The sequence below is a fragment of the Rhizorhabdus sp. P4_G6 genome (assembly GCF_056401045.1).
The window spans coordinates 75,534-97,162 of the sequence record NZ_JBFUKC010000003.1; the positions used below are offsets into that span (position 1 = coordinate 75,534).

Consider the following 21,629-nt stretch of genomic DNA (forward strand, 5'->3'; position numbering starts at 1 on the left):
TCCCCGATATTTTATGCGAATCAGGCTTGCGGAGGAAACACCCCCACGCTAATAGCCGCGCCTCGACCGCAGGCAGGCCCTGCGGACGGCGCCAGAGCGGGCGTAGCTCAGGGGTAGAGCACAACCTTGCCAAGGTTGGGGTCGAGGGTTCGAATCCCTTCGCCCGCTCCAGTTTCTTCATTACATATCAACCACTTATGCTGTTACCCACAGCCGCTAAGTGTTTGTTGATTGGTGCCAGCCACCACCTCACCACCACGGATAGGTTGGGGCGCGTCGGCCTCGGTTTGGCACACATCACACCGAAATCTGCAAGAACGGGAGGGGAAAGCATTCCCCTGCCGCCGCGCCAATGTCGCGGCAGACCCTTTCTGCGGGCGGCTCCGCCCCCCAGGCTGTGCAGAAACTCGCAGGCCGCCCCCGAAAAATCGGCCCAAAAGATCTTAGGATCAGGCGACCCCGATCAATTTCCGGTGGCCAAAAGCATTCACGGCATGGAGGGCGTTAAATGCCAGGCTCGACAGAGCAGCGTCCGCTATCACGGCCCTTACTCTCACTCCGCTTATGCGGCAGCTTCATGAGGCCTGTCGAGGATGAGCCGAACAGATGCCTCAACGTCGAGCAGTATTTCCTTTAACGAATCGCTTTTCGGATGACCCGGCAGGCTGTCCATATGTATCGCGATCGCGTTCCAGAACATAAGCCCACATAGCCCCACGCGTGCCTGGGCGATGTGCGGAGGCAGATGAGACAAGCTGATCCGGATGCACTCCAGCCAGAATTCCAGCGCGGGCGTGCCGGAGCGGTCGACGGAGGAGTCGAACGGATCGCTAAGCAAGCCTGCCAGCCGCATGTGCAGCAGGAAACGGACATGCGCATAGGGTGCCAGTTCGTCCGCCGCATCGAGGGCGGGCCTTGTTACCCAAAGCCAGGCGATGAAGGCGTCGATTCCATCCGGGTTGGAGCATTTGTCGATCGCTTGGCCCCGGATAGCTTCAGCTTCTTGTAAGCGCATCTCGACCGTGGCGCGCAGGAGCTGTTGGATGGTACCGAAATGATAGGTGACCGCCGCCACGTTGCGCTGGCCGGCAATTTGCGCGACCCGGCGAAGCGTGACCGCCTCGAGCCCATGTTCGGCGACCAGCACCTCCGCGGCAAGACACAGGGATCGGCGTGCGGCGCTACCTCTTTTTTCGTTCATAACCCTTCATTCCATCACAAGCGCGCTGATTCAATTAAATCCTTTGATTTAATCTCCACGCCCCTTATCCACAGGACGCAATCGAGGGAGAGGGATATGGAGATCAAGCAGCTTCCTGGGCCGTTCGGCGTCGCGGTCGAAGGTATCGATCTTAGCTGCGATATGTCGGATACGACCATTCGCTCGCTGATCGGCTTGCTGCATGAGAACCAAATTCTCGTCATTCGGAACCAGCGCCTTACTGATGAAGACTATGTACGCTTCGGCTACAAATGGGGCCGCCCGCTGTCTTTCATGATCAAGTCGCATACCCAGAACGAACATCCTGAGCTGATCCGCGTTAACAACGCCGCGTCGACGCCCGCGCGCTACCGCGACGGCGCAATGCATTGGCATGCCGACAGCACTTACGAAAAGGAGCCGGCGAGCGTCACGATGCTGTACGGCGTTGAAGCGCCCGAGGTTGGCGGCGAGACATTGATCGCCAGCGCGCGCTTTGCCTATGACGCTTTGGACGAAGAGACCAGGCAGCGTATCGACGGGCTGACCGCTCAGCATTGCCTTGGCGGATCACCCGAACTGCCGGGCGAGAAGATCCCTATTGTCGCCGACCAGATCGCCATGCAGGGCGTTCAGCAGCACCCGCTCGTGCTGCGCCATCCGGTGACGGGCACGAAGGCGATCTTCACCTCCGGCACGGCCTTCGGTGCGGTCGGCCTGGAACGCGAGGAAGGACGCGAGCTCATCGACAAGCTTCGCCGCCACATTACTCGTCCGGAGTTTGTCACCAGCTACAAGATCGAGGCCGGCGACGTCTTTCTGTGGGACAATTTCCAGGTGCTGCACAGTGCGACCCCGATCGAATATTCTGACGAGGATGGGAAGCGTCGCCTGCTGTATCGGATCAGCACCAAGGGGCTACCGGACCTCTGTCAACAGGCGGCCTGAGGCGGCAGCACTGCACGTCGATTCGGCAATCAGGAGATCGGTATGGCGCGTTTCATTCTCGTTCATGGCGCTTGGCACGGCGGCTGGTGCTGGGAAGAGATCGTGCCCCGGCTGCAAGCTCTCGGCCACGAGGTGAACGCGCCGGATTTGCCTGGCATGGGAGCCGATGCCGCCTCGGGTCACGTCGCCACGCTCGACGAATGGGGGATGTTCATCGCGGGCATGGCCAGTGCTCGGGATGAGCCGGCGATCCTGGTGGGGCACAGTCGCGGCGGTATCGTCGTTAGCCGGGCTGCAGAGATCGCACCGGGCGCGGTGCGACGGCTCGTCTATCTGGCCGCGATGATGCCGATACCGGGTGAATCAATGGGCGATATTTTCGAGCGCCCGGAGAGCGGCCATGGCTCGGGCATCGCGGCGGCGATAAGCGTATCTGGGGACGGCAACACGATGATCCTGCACGGACGCGAGGCGGCGCTCGCGGCCTTCTACGGCATGACGCCTCCAGATCAGGCCGAAGCTGCATTCACGCGTCTAACGCCCGAACCGACAAGCATGCGGGCTGCTCCGGTCAATCTTTCCGAGTCACGGTATGGAACGGTTCCTCGCAACTACATATACTGCGAGAGAGATCAGTCCGTCCTGCCTGAGCTGCAGCGATACATGGTGAGCCGTCAGCCTTGCGACACCTATGTGCTCGAGACGGATCATTCGCCATTCTACTCGGCGCCTGACGAATTGACTGCCATGTTGCACGACCTCGCGGCTGCCGAAGGACAACCCGGATAATAGGGGCAGGGACGATTTGCTGCGCATCGACGCTCTATGCGAGCGATCGCGACGTCTTCCTGTTCCTCGTCGACGACCTCCACCCGATCGAGGCCGGGCGCCGCCCAAACGGCGACCCCGATCTCTTCTTCCGCGGTTTCTACGCCCGGAACAGCGAGGTGGGCTCGAAGACACTCGGCATGGCCTCCTTGCATCTCCGGGCGGTGTGCATGAACCGCAACATCTGGGGCGCGGACCGCTTCGAGGAAATCAGCATCAGGCACAGCAAGTTCGCCGCCAACCGCTTCGCGCATGAGGCGGCGCCAGCGCTGGAGAATGTCGCATCATCGTCGCCGGCCCCGTTCATTCAGGGATCAAAGCGGCGCGCGAACGCATCGTCGCTCGCAAGGCGTGAAAAATCAATTTGGTTCCGCTATTTACACGGGCTGCGCGAGGAGCTTGGGTTCATGCATGCCAGCTTTGCACCTGCCCCGCCGGTGCTTGCGCGTTTGCACCATCCATGAGAGGGGTCGCCAAAGGCTCGCACGATGGGCTGCAGGGGGGTATGGCTATGGCGGCAGTGGCACCGACAGCAGTATCGCGTGGCGTCGCCCGTCCGATCGTTCGCCGGATTTTCGCCGCGTGCCTCATGGTCGTGGCCCTGCCGCTTTGCCTGGGCGGCGCCTATCTGCTCTTTCTCGGCGGCTCGCCCTATTATGCCCTGGCCGGCCTGGCGACGCTGGCCTCGGGCGTGCTGACCTGGCGAGGCGACCGCCGCGGCGCGCTCCTCTACGCCGCGCTGCTGGTCGTCACGGTCCCCTGGGCGATATGGGAGGCGGGCTTCGATGGCTGGGCGCTCGCCGCCCGGCTATTCGCTCCGGCGGTACTCGGGCTCGGGTTCCTGCTGCCCGGGGTTTCACGGGGGCCGTCGGCAGAGCGCCGCCCGGCGTTCCGCACCGCCCTGCGCTGTGCGGCAGCGCTTGCCGTCGCCGCGTTGCTCGGCGCCATGATGCACGCGATCGGGCCGGGCGAGCTGCCCGATCCGCTCTATCAGACAGGCGGCCCCGTCGCCACGCCGCCGCCGCTGCCGGCGGCGCAGATCGCGAACGCCGCGCCTGCCGGAGAGTGGCACAACTACGGAAACGACCCGGCGGGCAGCCGCTTCAGCGAGCTGGCCCAGATCAACGCCGGCAATGTGAAGGATCTGCAGGTCGCCTGGACGATCGAAGCCGGCACGCGCCCTGCCAAGGTGGTGGCTTGGCTGCAGACGACGCCGCTGATGGTCGACGATACGCTGTATCTGTGCACCGGCGCGAACGATGTCCTCGCCGTCGATCCGGAGACCGGCCGTCTGCGCTGGCGATACGAAGCCGGCGTCGATCGCGCGATCAGCTCGCACATGGTCTGCCGCGGGGTCGCCTATTATGCGGTGCCGAATGCCGCTGGCCCTTGCGCCAAGCGCATCTTCACCAACACCAGCGACGCGCGGCTGATCGCGCTGGATGCGCTGACCGGCCGGCCCTGCGGGGGGTTCGGCGTCGGTGGCGCGGCCGATCTCACGGCGGGAATGGGCGCGGTGAAGCGGGGCTACTATGCGGTGACCTCGGCGCCCACGATCGTGCGCGGCAAGATCATCCTGGGCGGCGCCGTAACCGACGGCCAGTACTGGGGCGAGCCGTCCGGCGTCATCCGGGCGTTCGACGCGGTGACCGGCAAGCTGGCCTGGGCCTTCGACATGGGACGCCCGCACGAGCACGGCGAGCCGCAGGCCGGGCAGCACTATACCGAGGCGACGCCCAACAGCTGGGCCCCGATGAGCGCCGATCCGGCGCTCGGCCTCGTCTATGTGCCGACCGGCAACGCCACGCCTGATTATTACGGCGCGCAGCGGCGTCCCTTCGACGATGCCTACTCCAGCTCGGTGATCGCGCTCGACGTCGACAGCGGGGAGGTGCGCTGGTCCTTCCAGACGGTGCACCACGACCTGTGGGACTACGACGTCGCCGCCCAGCCGACCCTGGTCGACATACGCCGTGCCAATGGCGTCGAACATGCGCTGCTCCAGCCCACCAAGCGCGGCGAGATTTTCCTGCTCGACCGGGCCACCGGGCGTCCGCTCGCCCCGGTCGAAGAGAAACCGGTGTCGCAGAGCGGCGCGGCCCCCGGCGAGCGTCCCTCGAAGACCCAGCCGTTCTCTCTGGGCATGCCCTCCTTCAGCGGCGCGCTGTGGCGCGAGCGCGACATGTGGGGGCTCACTCCGCTCGATCAGCTGTGGTGCCGCATCCAGTTTCGCAAACTGCGCTACGAAGGCCGGATGAATCTGCCGGGCCTCGATCCGTCGCTCACCGAACCCGGCTTCATGGGCGGCATCGACTGGGGCGGCGTGTCGGTCGATCGCGATCGCGATCTGATGATCGTGAACTCCAATCGCATTGGCAACGTCAATCGGCTCATTCCGCGCCGGCAGGCCGACGCGATGGGGCTCAGCAAGGCCAGCCTGCGCGGCGAATCGGCAGGCGCCGTGCCGCAGATGGGCACCCCGTTCGCGGTGACGGCCACACCCTTCCTGTCACCGCTCGGAGCTCCGTGCAACGAACCGCCCTTCGGCCTGATCTCCGCGGTCGATCTGCGGACCCGCAGGGTCGTCTGGTCGCGTCCGCTGGGCACCGCGCAGGACAGCGGCCCCCGTGGCCTCGCCTCGATGCTGCCGATCACGATGGGCGTGCCGAACGTCGGCGGATCGATCGTGACGCGCGGAGGCCTGGCCTTCATCGCCGCAACCCAGGAACGCGCGATCCGCGCGATCGACGTGCGCGACGGCACGCTGCGCTGGAAGGCCCGCCTGCCAGCGGGCGGCCAGGCGACGCCGATGACCTTCTGGTCGCCCCGTTCGCGGCGACAGTTCATCGTCATCGCGGCGGGCGGGCACGCCTATTACGGGACCAAGCCGGGCAACTACATCGTCGCCTTCGCGCTGCCGCGGCCTTAGCGCAGCGGCGGAAGTCCCGCCTCCGTCTGAGCGCTATCGCCGCTCATCCGCATGGGGTGCGGCCCGCTCCCGCATCTGTTGCCTGCAATATCGTTTCCAATCGAGCGAATTCCACTATCAGGTAGCCGTAGATGGGGAGCCGGGCCCCCTCATCACGCCAGGTCTGCATGGCGAGGCGCAACGCGCCCACTGCGACCATGGCGGTCGTCTTCAGTTCTTCGTTCAAAATCGCCGGCCACATCCGACACAGGCAGCCGAACATCGTCTGCTCCAGCCTGAGGAACATCGCCTGCTTGTGTGCGGCGAGCGTGACATTGGATTCGAGCAGGGCATCCACCGTTGCGGCCTGGCGCAGGTCCTGTTCTGCGCTGAGCCGAAGCAGACTGTTTCGCGCCGCCTGCAATGGCCCCTGGTCTGCCGCCTCGCTGCTCATGATCCCCGGCAGATCGTTGACGAAGCCTTCCTGCCAATATTTGAGGGTGTCCTCCTTCGTCCGGAAATGCAGGTAGAGCGTGCGCGGCGAAATCCCGGAAGCCGCCGCGATGGCCGCCAGGGTCGTGTTCTCGTAGCCTTGGCCGACGTAGAGTCGCAGGCTCTCCTCGGCAATCCGCCTGCGTCTCGCCTGGTTCTTGCGTGCCCTGAGGCCCGCGCCCTTCGCGTCCATCATTCCTCTCGAAATCGCCTATTTTCGACGCGGACCAGGTCCGCGCGCGGCACGACTAGCACACGCCGTCCGTCCCCATGCAATTCCGTTTGGCGGATGGCACGGAACGGTGTAGAGATAAATGCAGTTACTGCACTTTTTAGATGCAGAGCGCGGTGGAGCGGATGATGGCGGTGACCGACCTTGGGCTCTTGAGGGTGCTTTCGCTCAAGGGTTTGGCAGGCGAGCAAGCGGTGCACGATGCGCTGCGCACTGGCGACAGCCGGGCGCGCATCGACGCTGCCTTGGCCGCAGGCGACGTGCGAGAGCTGCCGCGGGGCTTTGCGCTGACGCCACAAGGCCGCGCCGGAGTGGCTGAAGGCATTGCGGCGGAAGCCGGCGCGGTCGATGGACCGGCGATTGATGCGCTCTACGAGCGCTTCTGCACGTTGAACGCCGCGTTCAAGGCGCTGATGCGCGACTGGCAGGTGCGTCAGACTGCCGATGGCGAGGTGCCCAACGACCACGGCGATGACGCCTATGACGACGCGCTGGTCGAGCGCCTCGGCACGATCCATCAAGAGCTGACGCCGCTGCTCGACGCGATCGTGGCGGTTGCGCCGCGGCTGGCGGGCTGTGCCCCGCGCTTTGCCGATGCGCTCGCGGCTCTCCGTGCGGGGGACAAGGCCATGATGGCGCGGCCGATGATCGACAGCTACCACACGGTCTGGTTTGAACTGCACGAGGACCTGATCGGCCTCACCGGCAGGACCCGCGCCGCCGAGGCCGCCGCCGGGCGGGGAGATTGATGGGGCGCTACGTCTTCGGCATGGGCGACGCGATCCCCGCGGATACTGCCGTTGCCCGCGCGCTGCTGGGCGGCAAGGGGGCAGGCCTGTTCGAGATGCGGCGTCTGGGCATCGGCGTGCCCCCCGCGTTCGTCATCACGACAGAGGCATTCGCCAGGTGGCGGTCATCGGGATCGATCGCCTTCCTCGACGAAGAGCTCGCCGAGCAGCTTGGCGAGTTGGGGAGGGAGCTCGGTCGCACATTCGGTGGGCGCGAGCGCCCGCTGGTCGTCAGCGTTCGCTCCGGTGCTGCGGCGTCGATGCCGGGCATGATGGACACGATACTGAACCTTGGTCTCGACGACGCGTCTGTGGCGGGGCTGGCAGACATGGTGTCGCCGGATCGCGCATCGCGCGCTTACGATCGCTTGCGCACCACCTATGCCGAGATCGTCGGCGCCTCCTTGCCGCCCGATCCGTTCGATCAACTGCGCGGCGCAATCGCCGCAGTCTTCTCATCGTGGGATAGCGCGCGCGCGCGCACCTATCGCACGCGTGCCGCGATATCGGACGATCTGGGCACCGCGGTCACGGTGCAGGCGATGGTGTTCGGCACCGCGCCCGGCTTTTCCGGAACGGGCGTCCTGTTCACGCGCCACCCCTCGACAGGCGAACCGGAGCCGATGGGGGACTGGCTTCAGGATGCGCAGGGCGAGGATGTCGTTGCCGGTGGACACCAGACCGAGCCGCTCAGCGTCCTCGCCGCAGCGCGCCCCGATCTCTGGGCGGATCTCCGTCGGGTCGCCGCCACCCTGGAGGGGCATGTTCAGGACATGTGCGACATCGAGTTCACGGTGGAAGCCGGGGTGCTCTGGGCACTGCAGTATCGCCGCGGCAAGCGCAGTCCGCTCGCGGCGGTGCGCATAGCAACCGATCTGGCCGACGATCCGGCCATGAGCTTCTCCCGGCGTGATGCGGTAGCGCGGATCGCGCCGGAGACCATTGCGGCGCTGCTCGCCGAACGCGACGCGTCAACCGTAGCCGAACCCTTGGCTACGGGGCTGGGCGCATCCCCGGGTGTCGCATCGGGCAAGGCTTGCTTCAGCGTCAACGCCGCGCTCGATGCGGCTGACCAGGGCGTAGCCGTCATCCTCGTGCGGCCCGAAACCTCGCCCGACGACATTCCGGGAATGGACGCGGCGGAAGGGATATTGACCGCCACGGGCGGCCTGGTCAGCCACGCCGCCATCGTCGCGCGCGAATGGTGCAAGCCGGCCGTGGTCGGCACGACCGCCTTGTCGTTCGACGGCGCGACGGTCCGCATCGCTGGCCAGATTCTTTGCGAGGGCGACGAGCTGACCATTGACGGAACGAGCGGGCACATATTCCGCGGCCAGGTCACCGCAACCGCGGCCGCATTGCCGCGCTGCGCCGAACGGCTGATCGGCTGGGCGGGCGAGATTGCCGGGCGATCGGGTGGAGATCCCATCGCGCTGCTCAGCGATGCGCATTCGCGGCTGGCGCCGCGTTCAAAGGAGAACGCATGATCGACGCGGCAGATGAGGGACTGCACCTTCAGGAATGCGACCCGCAGAAAAACTGGATGGAGAACATGTGCTTCTTCGGCTTCGACGAGGCCGCCGACGCCGGGTTTCTCATCCACGTCAAGCACCGGCCGAACGAGGACATCGTCGAATTCCGGTTCGGCGCGAAGATCGGCGGGCAATCCTGCAGCTATGGCGTGGTCCACCCGATCAACGGAACGCTGGCCTACCCGGAGTTCCAGCTGGCGTGCTGGGAGCCGGACCGGCTCTGGACCATCACGGGTCAGGGGCAGGGCTGGCCGATCGAGGCGGTCGGTGGGGTGATGGGCCTCCCGGCGAGCCGCGCCGCGCCGCTGGCGTTCTCGATCGACCTCGAATGGAGCGCGACGATCCCGTCCGTCCACTGGGGGGTGATCCACGACGAATCGACCAGTGCACCGGGCGGGGCGCACTATGACCAGGGCGGGCGCTTTACCGGAACCATCCGGATCGGCGATGCCGAGGCCCGGGTCGATGCGCTCGCCTATCGGGATCACAGCTGGGGGCCGCGAAACTTCATGCAGATGAAGTGCGTGCGCTACATGGCGTTCGTCTCCGCGGACATGCGGACCTATTACGACGGGCTGCTGATGGATCACGGCGACCGGCAGACCGGCTTTTCTTATACCGTCGAGGACGGCGTCGGGCGACGCGGGCCGACCCCGCACTACGAGGTGCTCGAGGGCGAGGACTGGGACAATGCCTATCGCAAGATCGCCTATACGGTCGACGGCCGCCGCTATGTCGCGACGACCATCTGGAACCTGATGCTGCCGCTGGTGCCCGAGCGCTACCTGTCGAACGTCGCGATGGTCCGCATGGATCTGCCCGATGGCGGAACCGGTTTCGGCATCGTCGAGCGAGGGCGGCTGTTCGGGGATGACGACCTGAACCGCTGGCAGTCCGCGGCCCGCGCGCCGGCCGCCTGACCGTCCCGGAAACAGCCGACTGGAACCGCCATGCAGTTCGAACCCGCCAACGAAATCCATGCCATCAGCGAGCCGGGGGTGCGCTGGTCGCGCGTCAACGTCTCCGAATCCTTTCCGAACGTCGCCAAGCCATTGAGCTGGGCGTTCTTCGGGGAAGGGGCCAACCTCTCCTGGCGGCCGATTTTCGAGAACTTCGGGCTGATCGCGCCGGGCGAGCCGCTCCCGGGCTCGCGTGATACCGGATACATCCGGCTCTTCTTCGGCCGCTGCGCGATCAACATGGATGCGATGAGCACCGACGTGAAGCTCATGCCGGGCGATCACAGCGCCGATCATGCCCGGGACCTGTTTTCCGAGGATTTCGACGCGTCGCCGCAGTTGGAGGGGGAGCGCTTCTACGACCGGGAGAAGTTCCTGGCCTATTGCCACGGCGTCGCCGACATCGTCGTTCGCGAGTTCGACGAGATCATGGTCTTCTGGCGCGAGCTTGTCGGGCCGCAAGGGCTGGTGGAAGGCAAGGATCCGGTCGCCACGTACCGCGATGCGTTTGCGCGCTACGTGCGGGTCCAGACCAATCATTCGGCGAATTCCTCGCTGAGTCAGCAGCATTTTTCCCGCGCGACCGCGCTCGCGCAGGATGCCGGCCTGCCCGAGCTCGCCTCGAGCCTGACGACCGGGATCGGCGATACCTTCGACACCCGCGCGATGGCGGGCCTGTGGGCGGTCAGCCGCGGGCAGCGGACACTGGAAGACTACCTGGCCGAACTCGGCTTCCAGGAGACCTCCGGGGACGACATCTCGACCGCCTCCTGGCGCGAGAGTCCCGGGGCGATCCGGGCGCTCGTCGAGAACTACCGCAAGATGGACGAATCCGCCTCGCCGCTGGCCAGCGAACATATGCGGGTGGCGCAGCGCCGCGAGGCCGAGGCCCGGATCATCGCAGCGCTCCCGGAAGGCCGGCGCGAGGAAGCGCGCGCGCATTTCGCGGACCTGTCCCGGGCGATGCGGGTCCGAGAACTGGGCAAGGCGTCCTACCGCGTCGCCATCGACGTGGGCCGGGCGGCGGCCCGCGCGCGGGGCCGCGACCTGCAGCGTCTGGGCTGCATCGATGCCGCGGACGACGTGTTTTTCCTCACAGTCGACGAATGCATCGACGGTCCGCCGCGCGATTTCCGCGATGTGGTGGACGAGCGCAAGGCGATTCACGCCCGTTATGCGCAGCTGGACATTCCCGGCTCGTGGACCGGCAACCCCGAGCCGATCGCGTCGGAGACACGGATGGGCTCGGTCGAAATCGTGCGCGGCATTGGCGTATCCGCCGGGATCGCGGAGGGCCCGGTCCGGGTGGTCATCGACCATATCGCCGCCGAGGAGATGGAACCGGGCGAGATCCTCGTCACCAGCACCACTGATCCCAGCTGGGGGCCGTTTTTCGTGATGGCCGGGGCGCTGGTGATCGACATCGGCGGCCCGATGAGCCACGGCGCGATCATCGCGCGCGAACTCGGTATTCCCTGCGCGATCAACACCCGCGACGGTACCCGCCAGCTGCGCGACGGGATGATCGTGCGGGTCGACGGCGGCACGGGCGAGGTCCGCGTCCTCGCCGAGGCCGACACGCGCTGACGCCAACGGAGCCATGGTGCGCCTGGACGGCGAGCGGGGACTCGTCGCCCTGCTATAGCTGGGCAGCGGCGCGACGGGATCGGCAACAGGCTCGTCCGGAAGCCGGTTCTGTTTCCCGCCTGCATTTCCGAGCCGAATCAATGTTGCGCGCCGCTGCCGGAAGCGCTTTAGTGCGCCGGCGCCCGCCCAACGCCGCGCCAACAACCACCATCGGGAGACAGCTCCATGTCGATCAATGACCACGATTCCCTCACCGCGCGCGCCGAAGCCGGACGGGCGATGGCGCGGCAGGTGCTGAGCGGCATCGATATCGGCGGCATCGCCGGCTGGAGCGACTATCAGTGGATGACGATGAGCCAGCTGTTCGCGGAGATCTGGACGCTGCCGGAGCTCTCGATGCGCGACAAGCGGTTGCTGGTGCTGGGCGTGCTGGCCGCAGTGGGCAAGCAGGAGAAATTCGGCATCCATCTGACCTCGGCGCTGCGCAATGGCGAGTTCACTGCCGCGCAGGCGCGTGAAATCCCGCTGCTGCTGGTCCACTATGTCGGCCATCCGCTGGGCAGCGACCTGCCCGGCGTTGCCGAAGACTCGATTCGCGCGGCTGGCGTGACCGACTGAACCGGATGGCCGCCGCGGGCGAGACCCTGGGCTTCGTGGGCCTCGGCAACATCGGCGGGCCGATGGCGCGACGGATGGCCAGCCAGGCGCCGGGGGCGATCATATTCGACGCCGTGCCGGCAGCGATGACGGCGCTGGCCGGCCATGCCGAGCTGGCTGGGAGCAGTGCCGAGCTCGGCCGGCGGGCGCGGATCGTCGGCGTGTGCGTCCGCGATGATGCCGAGGTCGAGGCGGTGGTGGCCGGACCGGAGGGCCTGCTTGCCGGCATGGCGGCGGGCGGGTGCATCCTTGTCCACAGCACGGTGGGGCTCGACACGATCCGTCGGCTGCATGCGGTGGCCGCGGAGCGCGGAGTGGCGCTGCTCGATGCCGGGGTGACCGGTGGGGCGGTGCGCGCCGCCGAGGGCCGGCTGGTGACGATGATCGGCGGCAGCGCCGACGCGTTCGCACGGGCGCGGGTGCTGGCCGCGACGTTTTCCTGCGACGTGATCCATGCCGGGCCGCTGGGCACGGGGATCATCCTCAAGATCTGCAACAACGTGATCAGCTATGGCTTCGCAATGGCCGCCAGCGAGGGGCTGGGGCTGGCCGAGGCGGCGGGCATTGATGCCGAGGCGCTGCGCCGCGTGTTGATCGGAAACGGCAACATGAACGAACTGGTTGCCGCCTATCTGGCCGGGCGTGCCGGGGCCGGGCTGACCACGCGGGTCCATGCCCGGGCGCTGGCTGCCAAGGACCTGGGCCATGCCGCCGAACTGGCGCGCGAGGTGGGCTGGGCCGGCGAAGGGATCGAAGCGGTGCTTCGGCTGCTGCCGGGGATTTTCGCCGATTAGAGCGTAATGAGGAAAAGGCGTGACCGGTTGCGGGGCCATGGCGGGCGGCGGAAACATGAGCGACGCCTATGTCGAACAGGCCCGCTATCAGGGCGCATTCAACCTGACCGGGGAGCCGAGCCTGACCTTCCCCCGCCGGCAAGACCGCACAGGGCATGCCGATCGGCATACAGGTCGTCGGCCGGAGAATGGAAGACGAGGTGCGGCTACCTGTGGTGCACGCGTTCCAGCAAGCAACGGATTGGCATCGTAGGAAACCGGCCTCGCTTGGCTAGAGCCGCGTGCTCTTAATCTGAAGCACTTCCCGCTCATCCTGAGTAGGCATTGAGCGAAGTCGAAATGGCGTATCGAAGGACGTCCTTCGATACGGGGCTTCGGCAAGCTCAGCCCCTACTCAGGATGAGCGGTTCATATTAAAGGCGGGACGCTCTAGATTTCGAGGCAGATGGGATCATCTGCCGGCTCGGAAATCACGGAAAACGGACAAAATCTAGACTCGATCCGGTTCAATCTGAACGGGATCGAGTCTGGGCCCACTGCGCTTGCCGGACGAGGCAGGCAGGTCAGATCGTTGCGCCCGCGCCGACAGGTTCCGCGCCGACGTTCACGCAGACGAAGGTCACCGGCTCGGCCCCTTCGACGCGCCAGCCGTGGAGGATCCCGCGATCGACTACCAGATCGCCCGCTCCCAGCTCTACCTCGCCCGTCTCGAGGATCAGGGTGATGCGGCCGCTGAGAAAGAACATGTAGTCGATCGTGTTCGAGGCATGCATCGGAAAGCTCGAGCCGGGCTCCATCCTGGCGATCGAGAATCCTGTTCCGCCGCGCAGCAGATCCATGCTGGGCGGAACGTTGCCCGTGTCGGTAGTGCCCTCGTTGCTGACCGGCAGCGCGGTACTCCAGGCGATGACTGTTCCGCCGTCCGGGGCGGAGAGGCGGTCGTCGAAGATGACGCTCGAGCGTCCCTGCTCGTCCAGTCCGGTGACGACCCGGCGATAGCCAGCGCTCATTTGACGATCCTCTGCGTTTGCGCCGGCATCGCGGCATTGGCCTTGCGGCGAGCCTATATTCGCGCTCGCGCGGTCACTCGCCCCGTCCGCTCGGACGAGGCCAGGAGCCTCGTGCGGGTGCAATGCGATCGCCCGGGTGGTATCAACTTGCCGGAAGGACCGGCATGGCGCGGTTCGTGCCGAAGGCCCCTGGCTGACGGCAGGTCGTGGGATGAAAGCAGCGATGACGGACGGACGGCGGCTTCGGATCGGTTTCGTAGGGGTGCAGCCGGGGCGGAGCTGGGCGGCGGTGGCGCACATTTCGGCGCTGCGCGCGCTGGAGCATGAGTTCGAGATCGCGGCGGTCGCCAACACCACTCTCGCCAGCGCAGAGGCCGCGGCCCGCGATTGCGGCATCCCCCGCGCCTTCGCCAGCGTGGACGAGATGGTCGCGTCGGACGCGGTGGACATGGTGGCCGTGACGGTCAAGGTCCCGTATCATTTCGACATCGTCAGCAAGGCGATTGCGGCGGGCAAGCACGTGCTGTGCGAATGGCCGCTCGGCAACGGGCTGGCGGAGGCCGAGGCGCTCGCCAAACAGGCGCGAGAGCGGGGAGTGCTCGCGGTCATCGGCACCCAGGCGGTGGCCGCACCGGAGATCGCGCGGGTGCGGCAGATCATCGCCGAGGGGCGGATCGGCGCGGTCCGCTCGACGAGCATCACCGCCTATGGCGGGGGTGTCGCGTCCGACGAGATCGCACAGATCTATGCCTATATGCTCGATCGGCGGAACGGAGCGAACATGCTGACCATCCCGGTCGGGCACGCGCTGGCGGCGCTGCGCTCGGTACTGGGGGACTTCGCCACGGTCTCGGCAATCCTGGCGACCCGGCAGACGAGCGTGCGGGTTGCGGAGACCGGCGAGACCATGACGAGGGACGCGCCCGACGAGGTGCTGCTCCAGGGACGGCTCGACAGCGGCGCGCTGGTCTCGCTTCATTACCGACCGGGGCCGAGCCGGGCGAACGGGTTCGTCTGGGAGATCAGCGGCACCGAGGGCGCGATCACCGTAACCGGCGAGATGGGCAATCTCCAGATGACCGGGCTTGCGGTGACGCTGCTGCGCGATGGCGGTACGCCCGAGCGGATCGAGCCGCTTATGCCGGCTGGACTCACGCTGCCCGAGCACCCGATCCCGCGCAACGTCGGCTGCCTCTATGCGATGATCGCCGCCGACCTGCAGCACGGAACCCGAACCGCGCCGGACTTCGACGATGCCGTGCGGACGCATCGGGTGATCGCCGCCATGGAGCGCGCGTCGGACGAGGGGCGCCAGATTGCGGTCGGGCAGGCTGGATCGACGGTCTGACCGACTGAATGACTGGCCGGCTGACGCCGGTAGGATCATGGCGAGGGGCTGAAGCCATCGGTCCTTCCACCCGTTCGAACAGCGCGCGGCAGGCGCCGATGGCGTCCGTCGGCAGCTGACGGCGGCGCGCAGCTACTCCGCGGCTTCGGGCAGTGCCGCTGCCGTCGTCCAGCCCAGTCGGGGGATCGTGATCGAGCGCTTGCCCGACAGGTCGGTGCGCAGCACGAAGATGCCCTGCTCCTCCATATAGGCGATCAGTCGGCGGACCCGCCCTTGCGAATGGGTGCCATAGACCTGCGCAAGCGCTGCATCGCTGGGCGCTTCGAGCGCGTCGCGGGCGGCGCGGGCCACCAGCAGGAACGGCGCGAGCATATCGTCGGGCAATGATGCGCCGAGCGCCATGGCGTCGAGCCAGCCTTCGTCCAGTTCACCGAACAGCCCCGCGCGCGCCATCGCCAGCCGGCGGCGGAAGCCGGCCAGATCGAGCCCGCTGTCGGCCAGCCGATGCATCCGGCAGCGCACGCCGAAATCCTGGAACAGGATCACGGGCGCGCGGTAGGTCGCGTCCGGATCGTCGACGATCTCGCGCAGCACCTCGTCGATCACCGCCTCGCGTTCCTCGTCGGCCAGCGCCGGCGTGTTCACCGGCGCCGCTGTCGGCGTCAGCGTAGGACCGCCGCGGCTGATCGCGCGGAGCAGATCGTCGCTGGTCGGTGCGGGTGTCCGGGGCGCGGGCGGAGGAGGGGCGGGCCGATCGTCGCCGGGCGCGAACAGCAGGCCCTGCAGCTCCTCTCGGCCGGCCGCGGCGGTCGGGAGCGGCACCAGCTTGGGACTGCCGCTGCGCGCCGAGGTGGCGACCGCCCCGACGGTCACCGCAACGGGCCGGCGGGACACGGCGGGGCCCAGGGCAAGGAACTGCCCGCGCGGCAGGTCGCGGATCTGCTCGGCCTGGCGGCGCTCCATGCCCAGCAGGTCGGCGGCGCGGGCCATGTCGATGTCCAGGAAGGTCCGCCCCATCATGAAGTTCGACGCTTCGGCGGCGACATTCTTGGCGAGCTTGGCAAGCCGCTGGGTGGCGATCACCCCGGCAAGCCCGCGCTTGCGGCCGCGGCACATGAGGTTCGTCATCGCTCCCAGCGAGGCGCGGCGGGCCTCGTCCGATACCTCGCCGGCGACTGCGGGCGCAAACAGCTGCGCCTCGTCGACCACCACCAGCGCCGGATACCAATGATCGCGCGGAGCATCGAACAGCGCCGCCAGGAAGGTCGCGGCGCAGCGCATCTGCGCCTCGATCTCGAGTTCGTCGAGCGCCAGCACAACCGACACGCGATGCTCGCGGATCCGGGCGGCGAGGCGGGCGATTTCGATTTCGCTATGGTCCCCGGCCTGGATCGCAACATGACCGAAACGATCGGCCAGGGTCACGAAGTCGCCCTCCGGGTCGATCACCACCTGCTGGACGACATCGGCCGATTCCTCGAGCAGCCGGCGCAGCAGATGCGACTTTCCAGACCCCGAATTGCCCTGGACGAGCAGGCGGGTGGCGAGCAGCTCCTCGACGTCGAAAAATACCGATTGTCCGGGGCTGCTGGTGCCGATGTCGATTCGTGCGGTCACGCTGCCGTCTTGGCGGATCGGTGGCACGGTTCAAGGGGCTGACCGAGAAAACTGTGGATGACTCGGGCTATGAGGAGCGGCCCGGCTTCTTTCCGTCACCCCGGCCCTTCGACTGCCTGCAAGGCAGGCGCGGAGGATGAACTTCAGCCAAAGGCTGAAGGCCGGGGTCCCGGTCGTCAGGGACGGAGTTTAGGCTGCGCGCCTCTCCTGAGATTCCGGCCTCCGCCGGGTGACGAAGAGAGTTGGGCATCTGTCCAACGGCCCGCTTCCGCCGGTCTGGCGGGAGTCCTATATCCTCGCCCATGACCGATGCCGCAGAACTGCCCGCTATTCCCAGCCTGTCCCTGGCCACCGCGGACACTGATCCCGGCGCCTTCGCTCAGGCGATCGGCCGGTCTTTCGAGCGATTCGGTTTCGCGGTCGTGGCCGATCACGGCATTCCTGCAGAGCTGATCGCTCGCGCCGAGGAGACGGCCAAGCTGTTCTTCGCGCTGCCGGAGGAGGTGAAACGCAGCTACCATATTCCGGGGCAGGGCGGCGCGCGCGGCTATACGCCGTTCAAGGTCGAGACTGCCAGGGACGCCACCCATCCCGATCTGAAGGAGTTCTGGCATATCGGTCGCGAACTGCCGCCCGGCCACCGCTTCGAGGAGGTCATGCCCGCCAATATCTGGCCGAACGAGCTGGAGGCGTTCCGCGACACCTATCTGGCGCTGTTCGGCGTCTTCGACAGGGCGGGGCTGCGCATCCTGTCGGCGATCGCGCGCTACCTTGGCCTCGCGCCCGGCTTCTTCGACGACAAGGTCGAGGACGGCAATTCGGTGCTGCGCCTGCTCCACTATCCGCCGATCGGCGCCAACGCGTCCGGCATCCGCGCCGGCGCGCATGAGGATATCAATGCGATCACGCTGCTGCTCGGCGCGGAGGAGGGTGGGCTGCAGCTCCTCGACAGGGATGGCCGCTGGCTGTCTGTGGACATCGCGCCAGGCGAGCTGGTGGTGAACATCGGCGACATGCTCCAGCGGCTGACTAACGGGCGGCTGCCTTCGACCAGCCACAGGGTGATGAACCCGCCGCCCGAACGACGCGGCGTCGCACGCTATTCGATGCCGTTCTTCCTGCATTTCCGGCCGGACTACCTGATCGAGACGCTGCCGCAGACGATCACGCCGGACCGGCCGGACCAGTTTCCGGAACCGATCACGGCAAACGAGTTCCTGTTGCAGCGCTTGCGCGAGATCAAGCTGATGTGACGAAGAAGATGGGCTTTCACTCGTGTCAGCTGTTGCGCTAGCCTGATCCCCGATAAAAAAGGGATCCCGATGCGCATCACCACCCGCCTCGCTGCCCTCGCGATGGTCATCCTGCCGATCTCCGCTCATGCCGCCGACGACAAGAAGGCCGAAGCGCCCGACAGTCCGGTGCCACCGCCGATCGTCGCGGTGACCAGGCACAAGGGCAGCTTCGGCGGCCAGTCGATCGCCTACACGGCAACGACCGGCGAGACCTATCTGAAAGACAAGGACGGCAAGCCGCTCGCTGCGATCTTTTCGACCGCCTATGTAAAGAACGGCGGCGATCCCAGGACCCGGCCGATCATCTTCCTGTATAATGGCGGCCCCGGATCGGCGTCGCTCTGGCTGCACATGGGTGCGTTCGGGCCGAAGCGGGTCGTGATCCCCGAGGCACGCGACGATGGCGCGCCACCCTATCCGCTGGTCGACAATCCCGACAGCCTGCTCGATGTCGCCGATATCGTCTTCATCGATCCGGTCGGCACCGGCTTCGCCCATGCAATCGGCAAGAAGGAAGCCAAGGATTATTGGGGCGTGTCTGCCGACGCCAAGTCGGTTGCCGAGTTCATCCGCATATGGCTGAGCGACAATGGCCGCTGGAACTCGCCCAAATATATCGGCGGCGAGAGCTATGGCACGACCCGCTCGGTCGCCTTGGTGAGCGAACTCGAGGGCCAGTATAACGACGTCGCGCTCGACGGCATCATCCTGATCTCGACGGTTCTCGATTTCGGCGCGACAGCACAGGCGCAGGGCAATGAGATGCCCTATATCCTCAACCTGCCGTCGATGGCGACGACCGCCTGGTTTCACCATAAGATCGCCAATCCGCCCGCCACCGCCGCGGAGGTCGCGGCCCAGGCCCGCGCCTTCGCGATCGGCCCGTATGCCGCGGCGTTGCTCAAAGGCAACCAGCTGGGCGCGGAGGAGCGCGCGTCGGTGCGCGCGGAGCTCGCGAGGCTGAGCGGCCTGTCCGAGCAGTTCGTCGACAACGCCAATCTGCGCGTCAGCCCAGGCCGCTTCTACAAGGAGCTGCTACGCGACAAGGGGTTGACCATCGGCCGCCTCGACACCCGCTACACCGGAGCCGATTACGACCGTGCCGGCGAGGAGCCCGATAATGATCCCAGCTTCTACGCGATCGACGGCGCCTATACCGCGGCGATCAACAGTTATCTTCGCGAGGACCTGAAGCTCAAGATCGACCGCCAATATGTGACGATCGCCGGCGTCGGCGACTGGGACTGGAAGCTCGCCGACCAGAAGGGTCGGGACGGCGAGGTCTATGTCAATGTCGCGCCCTATCTGGGCCGGGCGATGCGCGAGAATAGCGGCCTGCGGGTGTTCGTGGCCCAGGGCTGGTATGATTTCGCGACACCCTTCTTCGCCGCCGAATATTCGATGAGCCGGCCGGGCTTCGATCCGGCCCGGATCCAGTTTCATTATTACGACGCGGGTCACATGATGTATGTGCGGCCCGACGATCTGCACAAGCTGAGCACGGACGTGCGGGCGTTTATCCGGGCGCGGTGATCAGAGCACATATCGCATCGCAAGCCCGCCCAGCGCGGAGCCGCCGAGCAGCCCGAACACCCCGACCCGGAACCGCAGCATCGTGACGACCGCCGCACCGGACAGCGCCGCGGCCGCCCAGTCGACCGTCGCAAGCTCGGGCCGCGCCAGGTGCAGCGGCCCGAGGCGCAATTGCCCGACTGCCCCGAACCAATAATGCAGCGCGAACCAGCAGGCGAGATTGAGGATCACGCCGACCACCGCCGCGCCGATCGCCGCCAGCGCCGAGGCCAGCGCGCGGTTGCCGCGGAGCCGTTCGACGAAAGGTGCGCCGACGAATATCCACAGGAAGCAGGGCACGAACGTCACCCAGGTGGTCAGCAAGCCGCCGAGCGTGCCCGCCAGCAGCGGATCGAGCCCGCCGGGGTGGCGATAGGCGGCGAGGAACCCGACATATTGGGTGACGATGATCAGCGGCCCTGGCGTGCTTTCCGCAAGCCCCAGCCCATCGAGCATCTCGCCGGGCGTTATCCAGTGATATTGTTCCACCGCCGCCTGGCCCACCCATGCGAGCACCGCATAGGCGCCGCCGAAGGTAAGCATCGCCATCCTGGAGAAGAAGGTTGCGATCGGCGCGAGCGCGCTGTCGGCAGGCGCATGGAGCAGCAGCAGTGCGACCGGAATCAACCATGCGGCGAGGAGCGTCGCCGCAACGCCTGCGAGCCGGCCGAAGCTCTGGCGGGAATGGTCGGGCATTTCCGTGCCGAGCGCACTGTCGGCATCGCTGAGCGACCCGGTCGAGCCGGGGTGACTCGATCCAGGGGTGAAGAGGGTGAGATGCCTCCATCCCGACACCCAGCCGGCCAGCCCGGCGGCGAGGATCACCAGCGGGAAGGGCAGGTGGAGCAGGAAAAGGCCGAGGAAGGCGAAGAACGCCACCGCCATGGCGGCGCGGTTGCGGAGAGAGCGCCGCCCGATCCGCACCACCGCCTGGAAGACGATCGCGACCACCGCGGCCTTGATTCCGAACAACAACGCCGCGACCGGTGGCGCGGCGACCGCGAGCACATAGAGCCAGGACAGCGCCATGATCGCGATCATGCCGGGCAGCACGAACAACACGCCCGCCGCCAGCCCGCCTTTGATTCGATGGAGCAGCCAGCCGATATAGATGGCGAGCTGCTGCGCCTCGGGGCCGGGGAGCATCATGCAGAAGTTGAGCGCGTGAAGGAAGCGCGCTTCGCCGATCCATTTCTTTTCGTCGACGAGAATGCGATGCATCACCGCGATCTGGCCTGCCGGCCCGCCGAAGCTGAGGAGTGCGATCCGGGCCCAGACGCGCAGTGCCTCGCCAAAGCCGATGCCGTGCCCGGGCGAGCCGGTGGCGCCCTGGTCCATCTAGCCTCGGCCGCGATAGCCGGGCACGCCCTGGTCGGGTACCCACAGCCCCGCGGGCGGTGCACCCGATTGCCAGAAGACGTCGATCGGGATGCCGCCGCGCGGATACCAGTAGCCGCCGATGCGGAGCCACTTGGGCTGCATCTCCGCAAATAGACGCTCGCCGATACCCACTGTGCAATCCTCATGGAAGGCGGCATGGTTGCGAAAGGCGCCGAGAAACAGCTTGAGCGATTTCGATTCGACGATGGTCTCGCCCGGCGCATAGTCGATAACCAGATGCGCGAAATCCGGCTGGCCGGTCACCGGGCAGAGCGAGGTGAACTCGGGCGCGGCGAAGCGTATCAGGTACAGCGCGGCGGCACGCGGGTTGGGAACATAGTCGAGCACTGCCAGTTCGGGAGAGGCGGGCAGGCTGCTGGTCTTGCCAAGATGGATGGTGGACATGATGCGCTCTTAGACGACTTGGGCGCACCGTGCCAACGCGTACCAAAATTACAATTTGAACAATATCGATGGAACA

Annotated in this window: 18 protein-coding genes, 1 tRNA gene and 1 pseudogene; 14 read left to right on the forward strand and 6 right to left on the reverse strand. The window is 66.6% G+C overall.

What is annotated here, in order from left to right; genetic code table 11:
- Nucleotides 1–96 precede the first annotated feature (96 nt).
- A tRNA-Gly gene (locus AC1DPF_RS04515) sits at nt 97–171 on the forward strand.
- A gap of 391 nt (nt 172–562) precedes the next feature.
- Here AC1DPF_RS04515 and AC1DPF_RS04520 read toward each other — a convergent pair.
- Nucleotides 563–1,147, reverse strand: coding sequence for a TetR/AcrR family transcriptional regulator (locus tag AC1DPF_RS04520; protein ID WP_477871244.1), 585 nt, complete (start codon nt 1,145–1,147; stop codon nt 563–565).
- Between the two features lie 150 nt (nt 1,148–1,297).
- Between AC1DPF_RS04520 and AC1DPF_RS04525 the strand changes: the two genes are divergently transcribed.
- From AC1DPF_RS04525 to AC1DPF_RS04540, 4 genes and pseudogenes are all read left to right on the forward strand, one after another.
- Nucleotides 1,298–2,149: a TauD/TfdA dioxygenase family protein gene (locus tag AC1DPF_RS04525; protein WP_477959926.1), complete on the forward strand. Its 852-nt coding sequence runs from the start codon at nt 1,298–1,300 to the stop codon at nt 2,147–2,149.
- Between the two features lie 42 nt (nt 2,150–2,191).
- Nucleotides 2,192–2,938: an alpha/beta fold hydrolase gene (locus AC1DPF_RS04530; protein ID WP_477959928.1), complete on the forward strand. Its 747-nt coding sequence runs from the start codon at nt 2,192–2,194 to the stop codon at nt 2,936–2,938.
- 26 nt (nt 2,939–2,964) lie between these two features.
- Nucleotides 2,965–3,323 (forward strand): annotated as a pseudogene (locus AC1DPF_RS04535) (DUF932 domain-containing protein); the annotation flags it as partial.
- Nucleotides 3,324–3,482: 159 nt separating this feature from the next.
- Nucleotides 3,483–5,906, forward strand: coding sequence for a membrane-bound PQQ-dependent dehydrogenase, glucose/quinate/shikimate family (locus AC1DPF_RS04540; RefSeq protein WP_477959930.1), 2,424 nt, complete (start codon nt 3,483–3,485; stop codon nt 5,904–5,906).
- Nucleotides 5,907–5,949: 43 nt separating this feature from the next.
- On the opposite strand, the gene AC1DPF_RS04545 is transcribed toward AC1DPF_RS04540, so the two are convergent.
- Nucleotides 5,950–6,573: a TetR/AcrR family transcriptional regulator gene (locus tag AC1DPF_RS04545; RefSeq protein ID WP_477871236.1), complete on the reverse strand. Its 624-nt coding sequence runs from the start codon at nt 6,571–6,573 to the stop codon at nt 5,950–5,952.
- Nucleotides 6,574–6,734: 161 nt separating this feature from the next.
- Here AC1DPF_RS04545 and AC1DPF_RS04550 point away from each other — a divergent pair, with 161 nt between their 5' ends.
- From AC1DPF_RS04550 to AC1DPF_RS04575, 6 genes are all read left to right on the forward strand, one after another.
- Nucleotides 6,735–7,358, forward strand: a complete 624-nt coding sequence (locus tag AC1DPF_RS04550) for a hypothetical protein (RefSeq protein WP_477959932.1) — start codon at nt 6,735–6,737, stop codon at nt 7,356–7,358.
- Nucleotides 7,358–8,884, forward strand: a complete 1,527-nt coding sequence (locus tag AC1DPF_RS04555; protein ID WP_477959934.1) for a pyruvate, phosphate dikinase — start codon at nt 7,358–7,360, stop codon at nt 8,882–8,884. Before AC1DPF_RS04550 ends, AC1DPF_RS04555 begins: the two co-directional genes overlap by 1 nt.
- On the forward strand, nt 8,881–9,849 hold the full coding sequence (locus AC1DPF_RS04560) for a DUF7065 domain-containing protein (protein WP_477959936.1): 969 nt from the start codon (nt 8,881–8,883) through the stop codon (nt 9,847–9,849). The genes AC1DPF_RS04555 and AC1DPF_RS04560 overlap by 4 nt, the downstream gene beginning before the upstream one ends.
- A 30-nt stretch (nt 9,850–9,879) precedes the next feature.
- Nucleotides 9,880–11,475, forward strand: a complete 1,596-nt coding sequence (locus tag AC1DPF_RS04565; protein WP_477959938.1) for a PEP-utilizing enzyme — start codon at nt 9,880–9,882, stop codon at nt 11,473–11,475.
- A 225-nt stretch (nt 11,476–11,700) separates the two neighbouring features.
- Nucleotides 11,701–12,093: a carboxymuconolactone decarboxylase family protein gene (locus AC1DPF_RS04570; RefSeq protein ID WP_477871226.1), complete on the forward strand. Its 393-nt coding sequence runs from the start codon at nt 11,701–11,703 to the stop codon at nt 12,091–12,093.
- Between the two features lie 5 nt (nt 12,094–12,098).
- Complete coding sequence (locus AC1DPF_RS04575; protein WP_477871224.1) at nt 12,099–12,926, forward strand: NAD(P)-dependent oxidoreductase; 828 nt, start codon at nt 12,099–12,101, stop codon at nt 12,924–12,926.
- A 563-nt stretch (nt 12,927–13,489) separates the two neighbouring features.
- Here the strand turns inward: AC1DPF_RS04575 and AC1DPF_RS04580 are convergent.
- Nucleotides 13,490–13,936 (reverse strand): cupin domain-containing protein, encoded by a 447-nt coding sequence (locus AC1DPF_RS04580; protein WP_477871222.1) that lies wholly within the window; start codon nt 13,934–13,936, stop codon nt 13,490–13,492.
- Between the two features lie 211 nt (nt 13,937–14,147).
- On the opposite strand from AC1DPF_RS04580, the gene AC1DPF_RS04585 reads away from it, so the two are divergent.
- Nucleotides 14,148–15,284, forward strand: a complete 1,137-nt coding sequence (locus AC1DPF_RS04585; protein WP_477959940.1) for a Gfo/Idh/MocA family protein — start codon at nt 14,148–14,150, stop codon at nt 15,282–15,284.
- Between the two features lie 132 nt (nt 15,285–15,416).
- Here the strand turns inward: AC1DPF_RS04585 and AC1DPF_RS04590 are convergent, their stop codons facing one another.
- Nucleotides 15,417–16,901: an ATP-binding protein gene (locus tag AC1DPF_RS04590; protein WP_477871218.1), complete on the reverse strand. Its 1,485-nt coding sequence runs from the start codon at nt 16,899–16,901 to the stop codon at nt 15,417–15,419.
- 302 nt (nt 16,902–17,203) lie between these two features.
- Here AC1DPF_RS04590 and AC1DPF_RS04595 point away from each other — a divergent pair, with 302 nt between their 5' ends.
- Nucleotides 17,204–18,154 (forward strand): isopenicillin N synthase family dioxygenase, encoded by a 951-nt coding sequence (locus AC1DPF_RS04595; RefSeq protein ID WP_477959942.1) that lies wholly within the window; start codon nt 17,204–17,206, stop codon nt 18,152–18,154.
- Between the two features lie 69 nt (nt 18,155–18,223).
- The gene (locus tag AC1DPF_RS04600) at nt 18,224–19,729 is read left to right on the forward strand and encodes a S10 family peptidase (protein WP_477959944.1); all 1,506 of its coding nucleotides are present in this window, start codon (nt 18,224–18,226) and stop codon (nt 19,727–19,729) included.
- Here the strand turns inward: AC1DPF_RS04600 and chrA are convergent, their stop codons facing one another.
- Entirely contained in the window at nt 19,730–21,106 is a 1,377-nt protein-coding gene (gene chrA, locus AC1DPF_RS04605) for a chromate efflux transporter (protein WP_477959947.1), read from the reverse strand.
- Nucleotides 21,107–21,553 carry a preQ(1) synthase gene (gene queF / locus AC1DPF_RS04610; protein ID WP_477871208.1) on the reverse strand — a complete coding sequence of 149 codons (447 nt, stop codon included), beginning with the start codon at nt 21,551–21,553 and terminating at the stop codon, nt 21,107–21,109.
- Nucleotides 21,554–21,629: the final 76 nt, after the last annotated feature.

What these genes read in the sequence shown, in the direction of transcription:
- AC1DPF_RS04580 (WP_477871222.1), bottom strand. Translation starts at nt 13,936, where the DNA reads ATGAGCGCTGGCTATCGCCGGGTCGTCACCGGACTGGACGAGCAGGGA.
- AC1DPF_RS04525 (WP_477959926.1), top strand. Translation starts at nt 1,298, where the DNA reads ATGGAGATCAAGCAGCTTCCTGGGCCGTTCGGCGTCGCGGTCGAAGGT.
- AC1DPF_RS04555 (WP_477959934.1), top strand. Translation starts at nt 7,358, where the DNA reads ATGGGGCGCTACGTCTTCGGCATGGGCGACGCGATCCCCGCGGATACT.
- AC1DPF_RS04575 (WP_477871224.1), top strand. Translation starts at nt 12,099, where the DNA reads ATGGCCGCCGCGGGCGAGACCCTGGGCTTCGTGGGCCTCGGCAACATC.
- AC1DPF_RS04570 (WP_477871226.1), top strand. Translation starts at nt 11,701, where the DNA reads ATGTCGATCAATGACCACGATTCCCTCACCGCGCGCGCCGAAGCCGGA.
- AC1DPF_RS04560 (WP_477959936.1), top strand. Translation starts at nt 8,881, where the DNA reads ATGATCGACGCGGCAGATGAGGGACTGCACCTTCAGGAATGCGACCCG.
- AC1DPF_RS04565 (WP_477959938.1), top strand. Translation starts at nt 9,880, where the DNA reads ATGCAGTTCGAACCCGCCAACGAAATCCATGCCATCAGCGAGCCGGGG.
- AC1DPF_RS04530 (WP_477959928.1), top strand. Translation starts at nt 2,192, where the DNA reads ATGGCGCGTTTCATTCTCGTTCATGGCGCTTGGCACGGCGGCTGGTGC.
- AC1DPF_RS04550 (WP_477959932.1), top strand. Translation starts at nt 6,735, where the DNA reads ATGATGGCGGTGACCGACCTTGGGCTCTTGAGGGTGCTTTCGCTCAAG.
- chrA (WP_477959947.1), bottom strand. Translation starts at nt 21,106, where the DNA reads ATGGACCAGGGCGCCACCGGCTCGCCCGGGCACGGCATCGGCTTTGGC.
- queF (WP_477871208.1), bottom strand. Translation starts at nt 21,553, where the DNA reads ATGTCCACCATCCATCTTGGCAAGACCAGCAGCCTGCCCGCCTCTCCC.
- AC1DPF_RS04600 (WP_477959944.1), top strand. Translation starts at nt 18,224, where the DNA reads ATGCGCATCACCACCCGCCTCGCTGCCCTCGCGATGGTCATCCTGCCG.
- AC1DPF_RS04545 (WP_477871236.1), bottom strand. Translation starts at nt 6,573, where the DNA reads ATGATGGACGCGAAGGGCGCGGGCCTCAGGGCACGCAAGAACCAGGCG.
- AC1DPF_RS04540 (WP_477959930.1), top strand. Translation starts at nt 3,483, where the DNA reads ATGGCTATGGCGGCAGTGGCACCGACAGCAGTATCGCGTGGCGTCGCC.
- AC1DPF_RS04585 (WP_477959940.1), top strand. Translation starts at nt 14,148, where the DNA reads ATGAAAGCAGCGATGACGGACGGACGGCGGCTTCGGATCGGTTTCGTA.
- AC1DPF_RS04595 (WP_477959942.1), top strand. Translation starts at nt 17,204, where the DNA reads ATGACCGATGCCGCAGAACTGCCCGCTATTCCCAGCCTGTCCCTGGCC.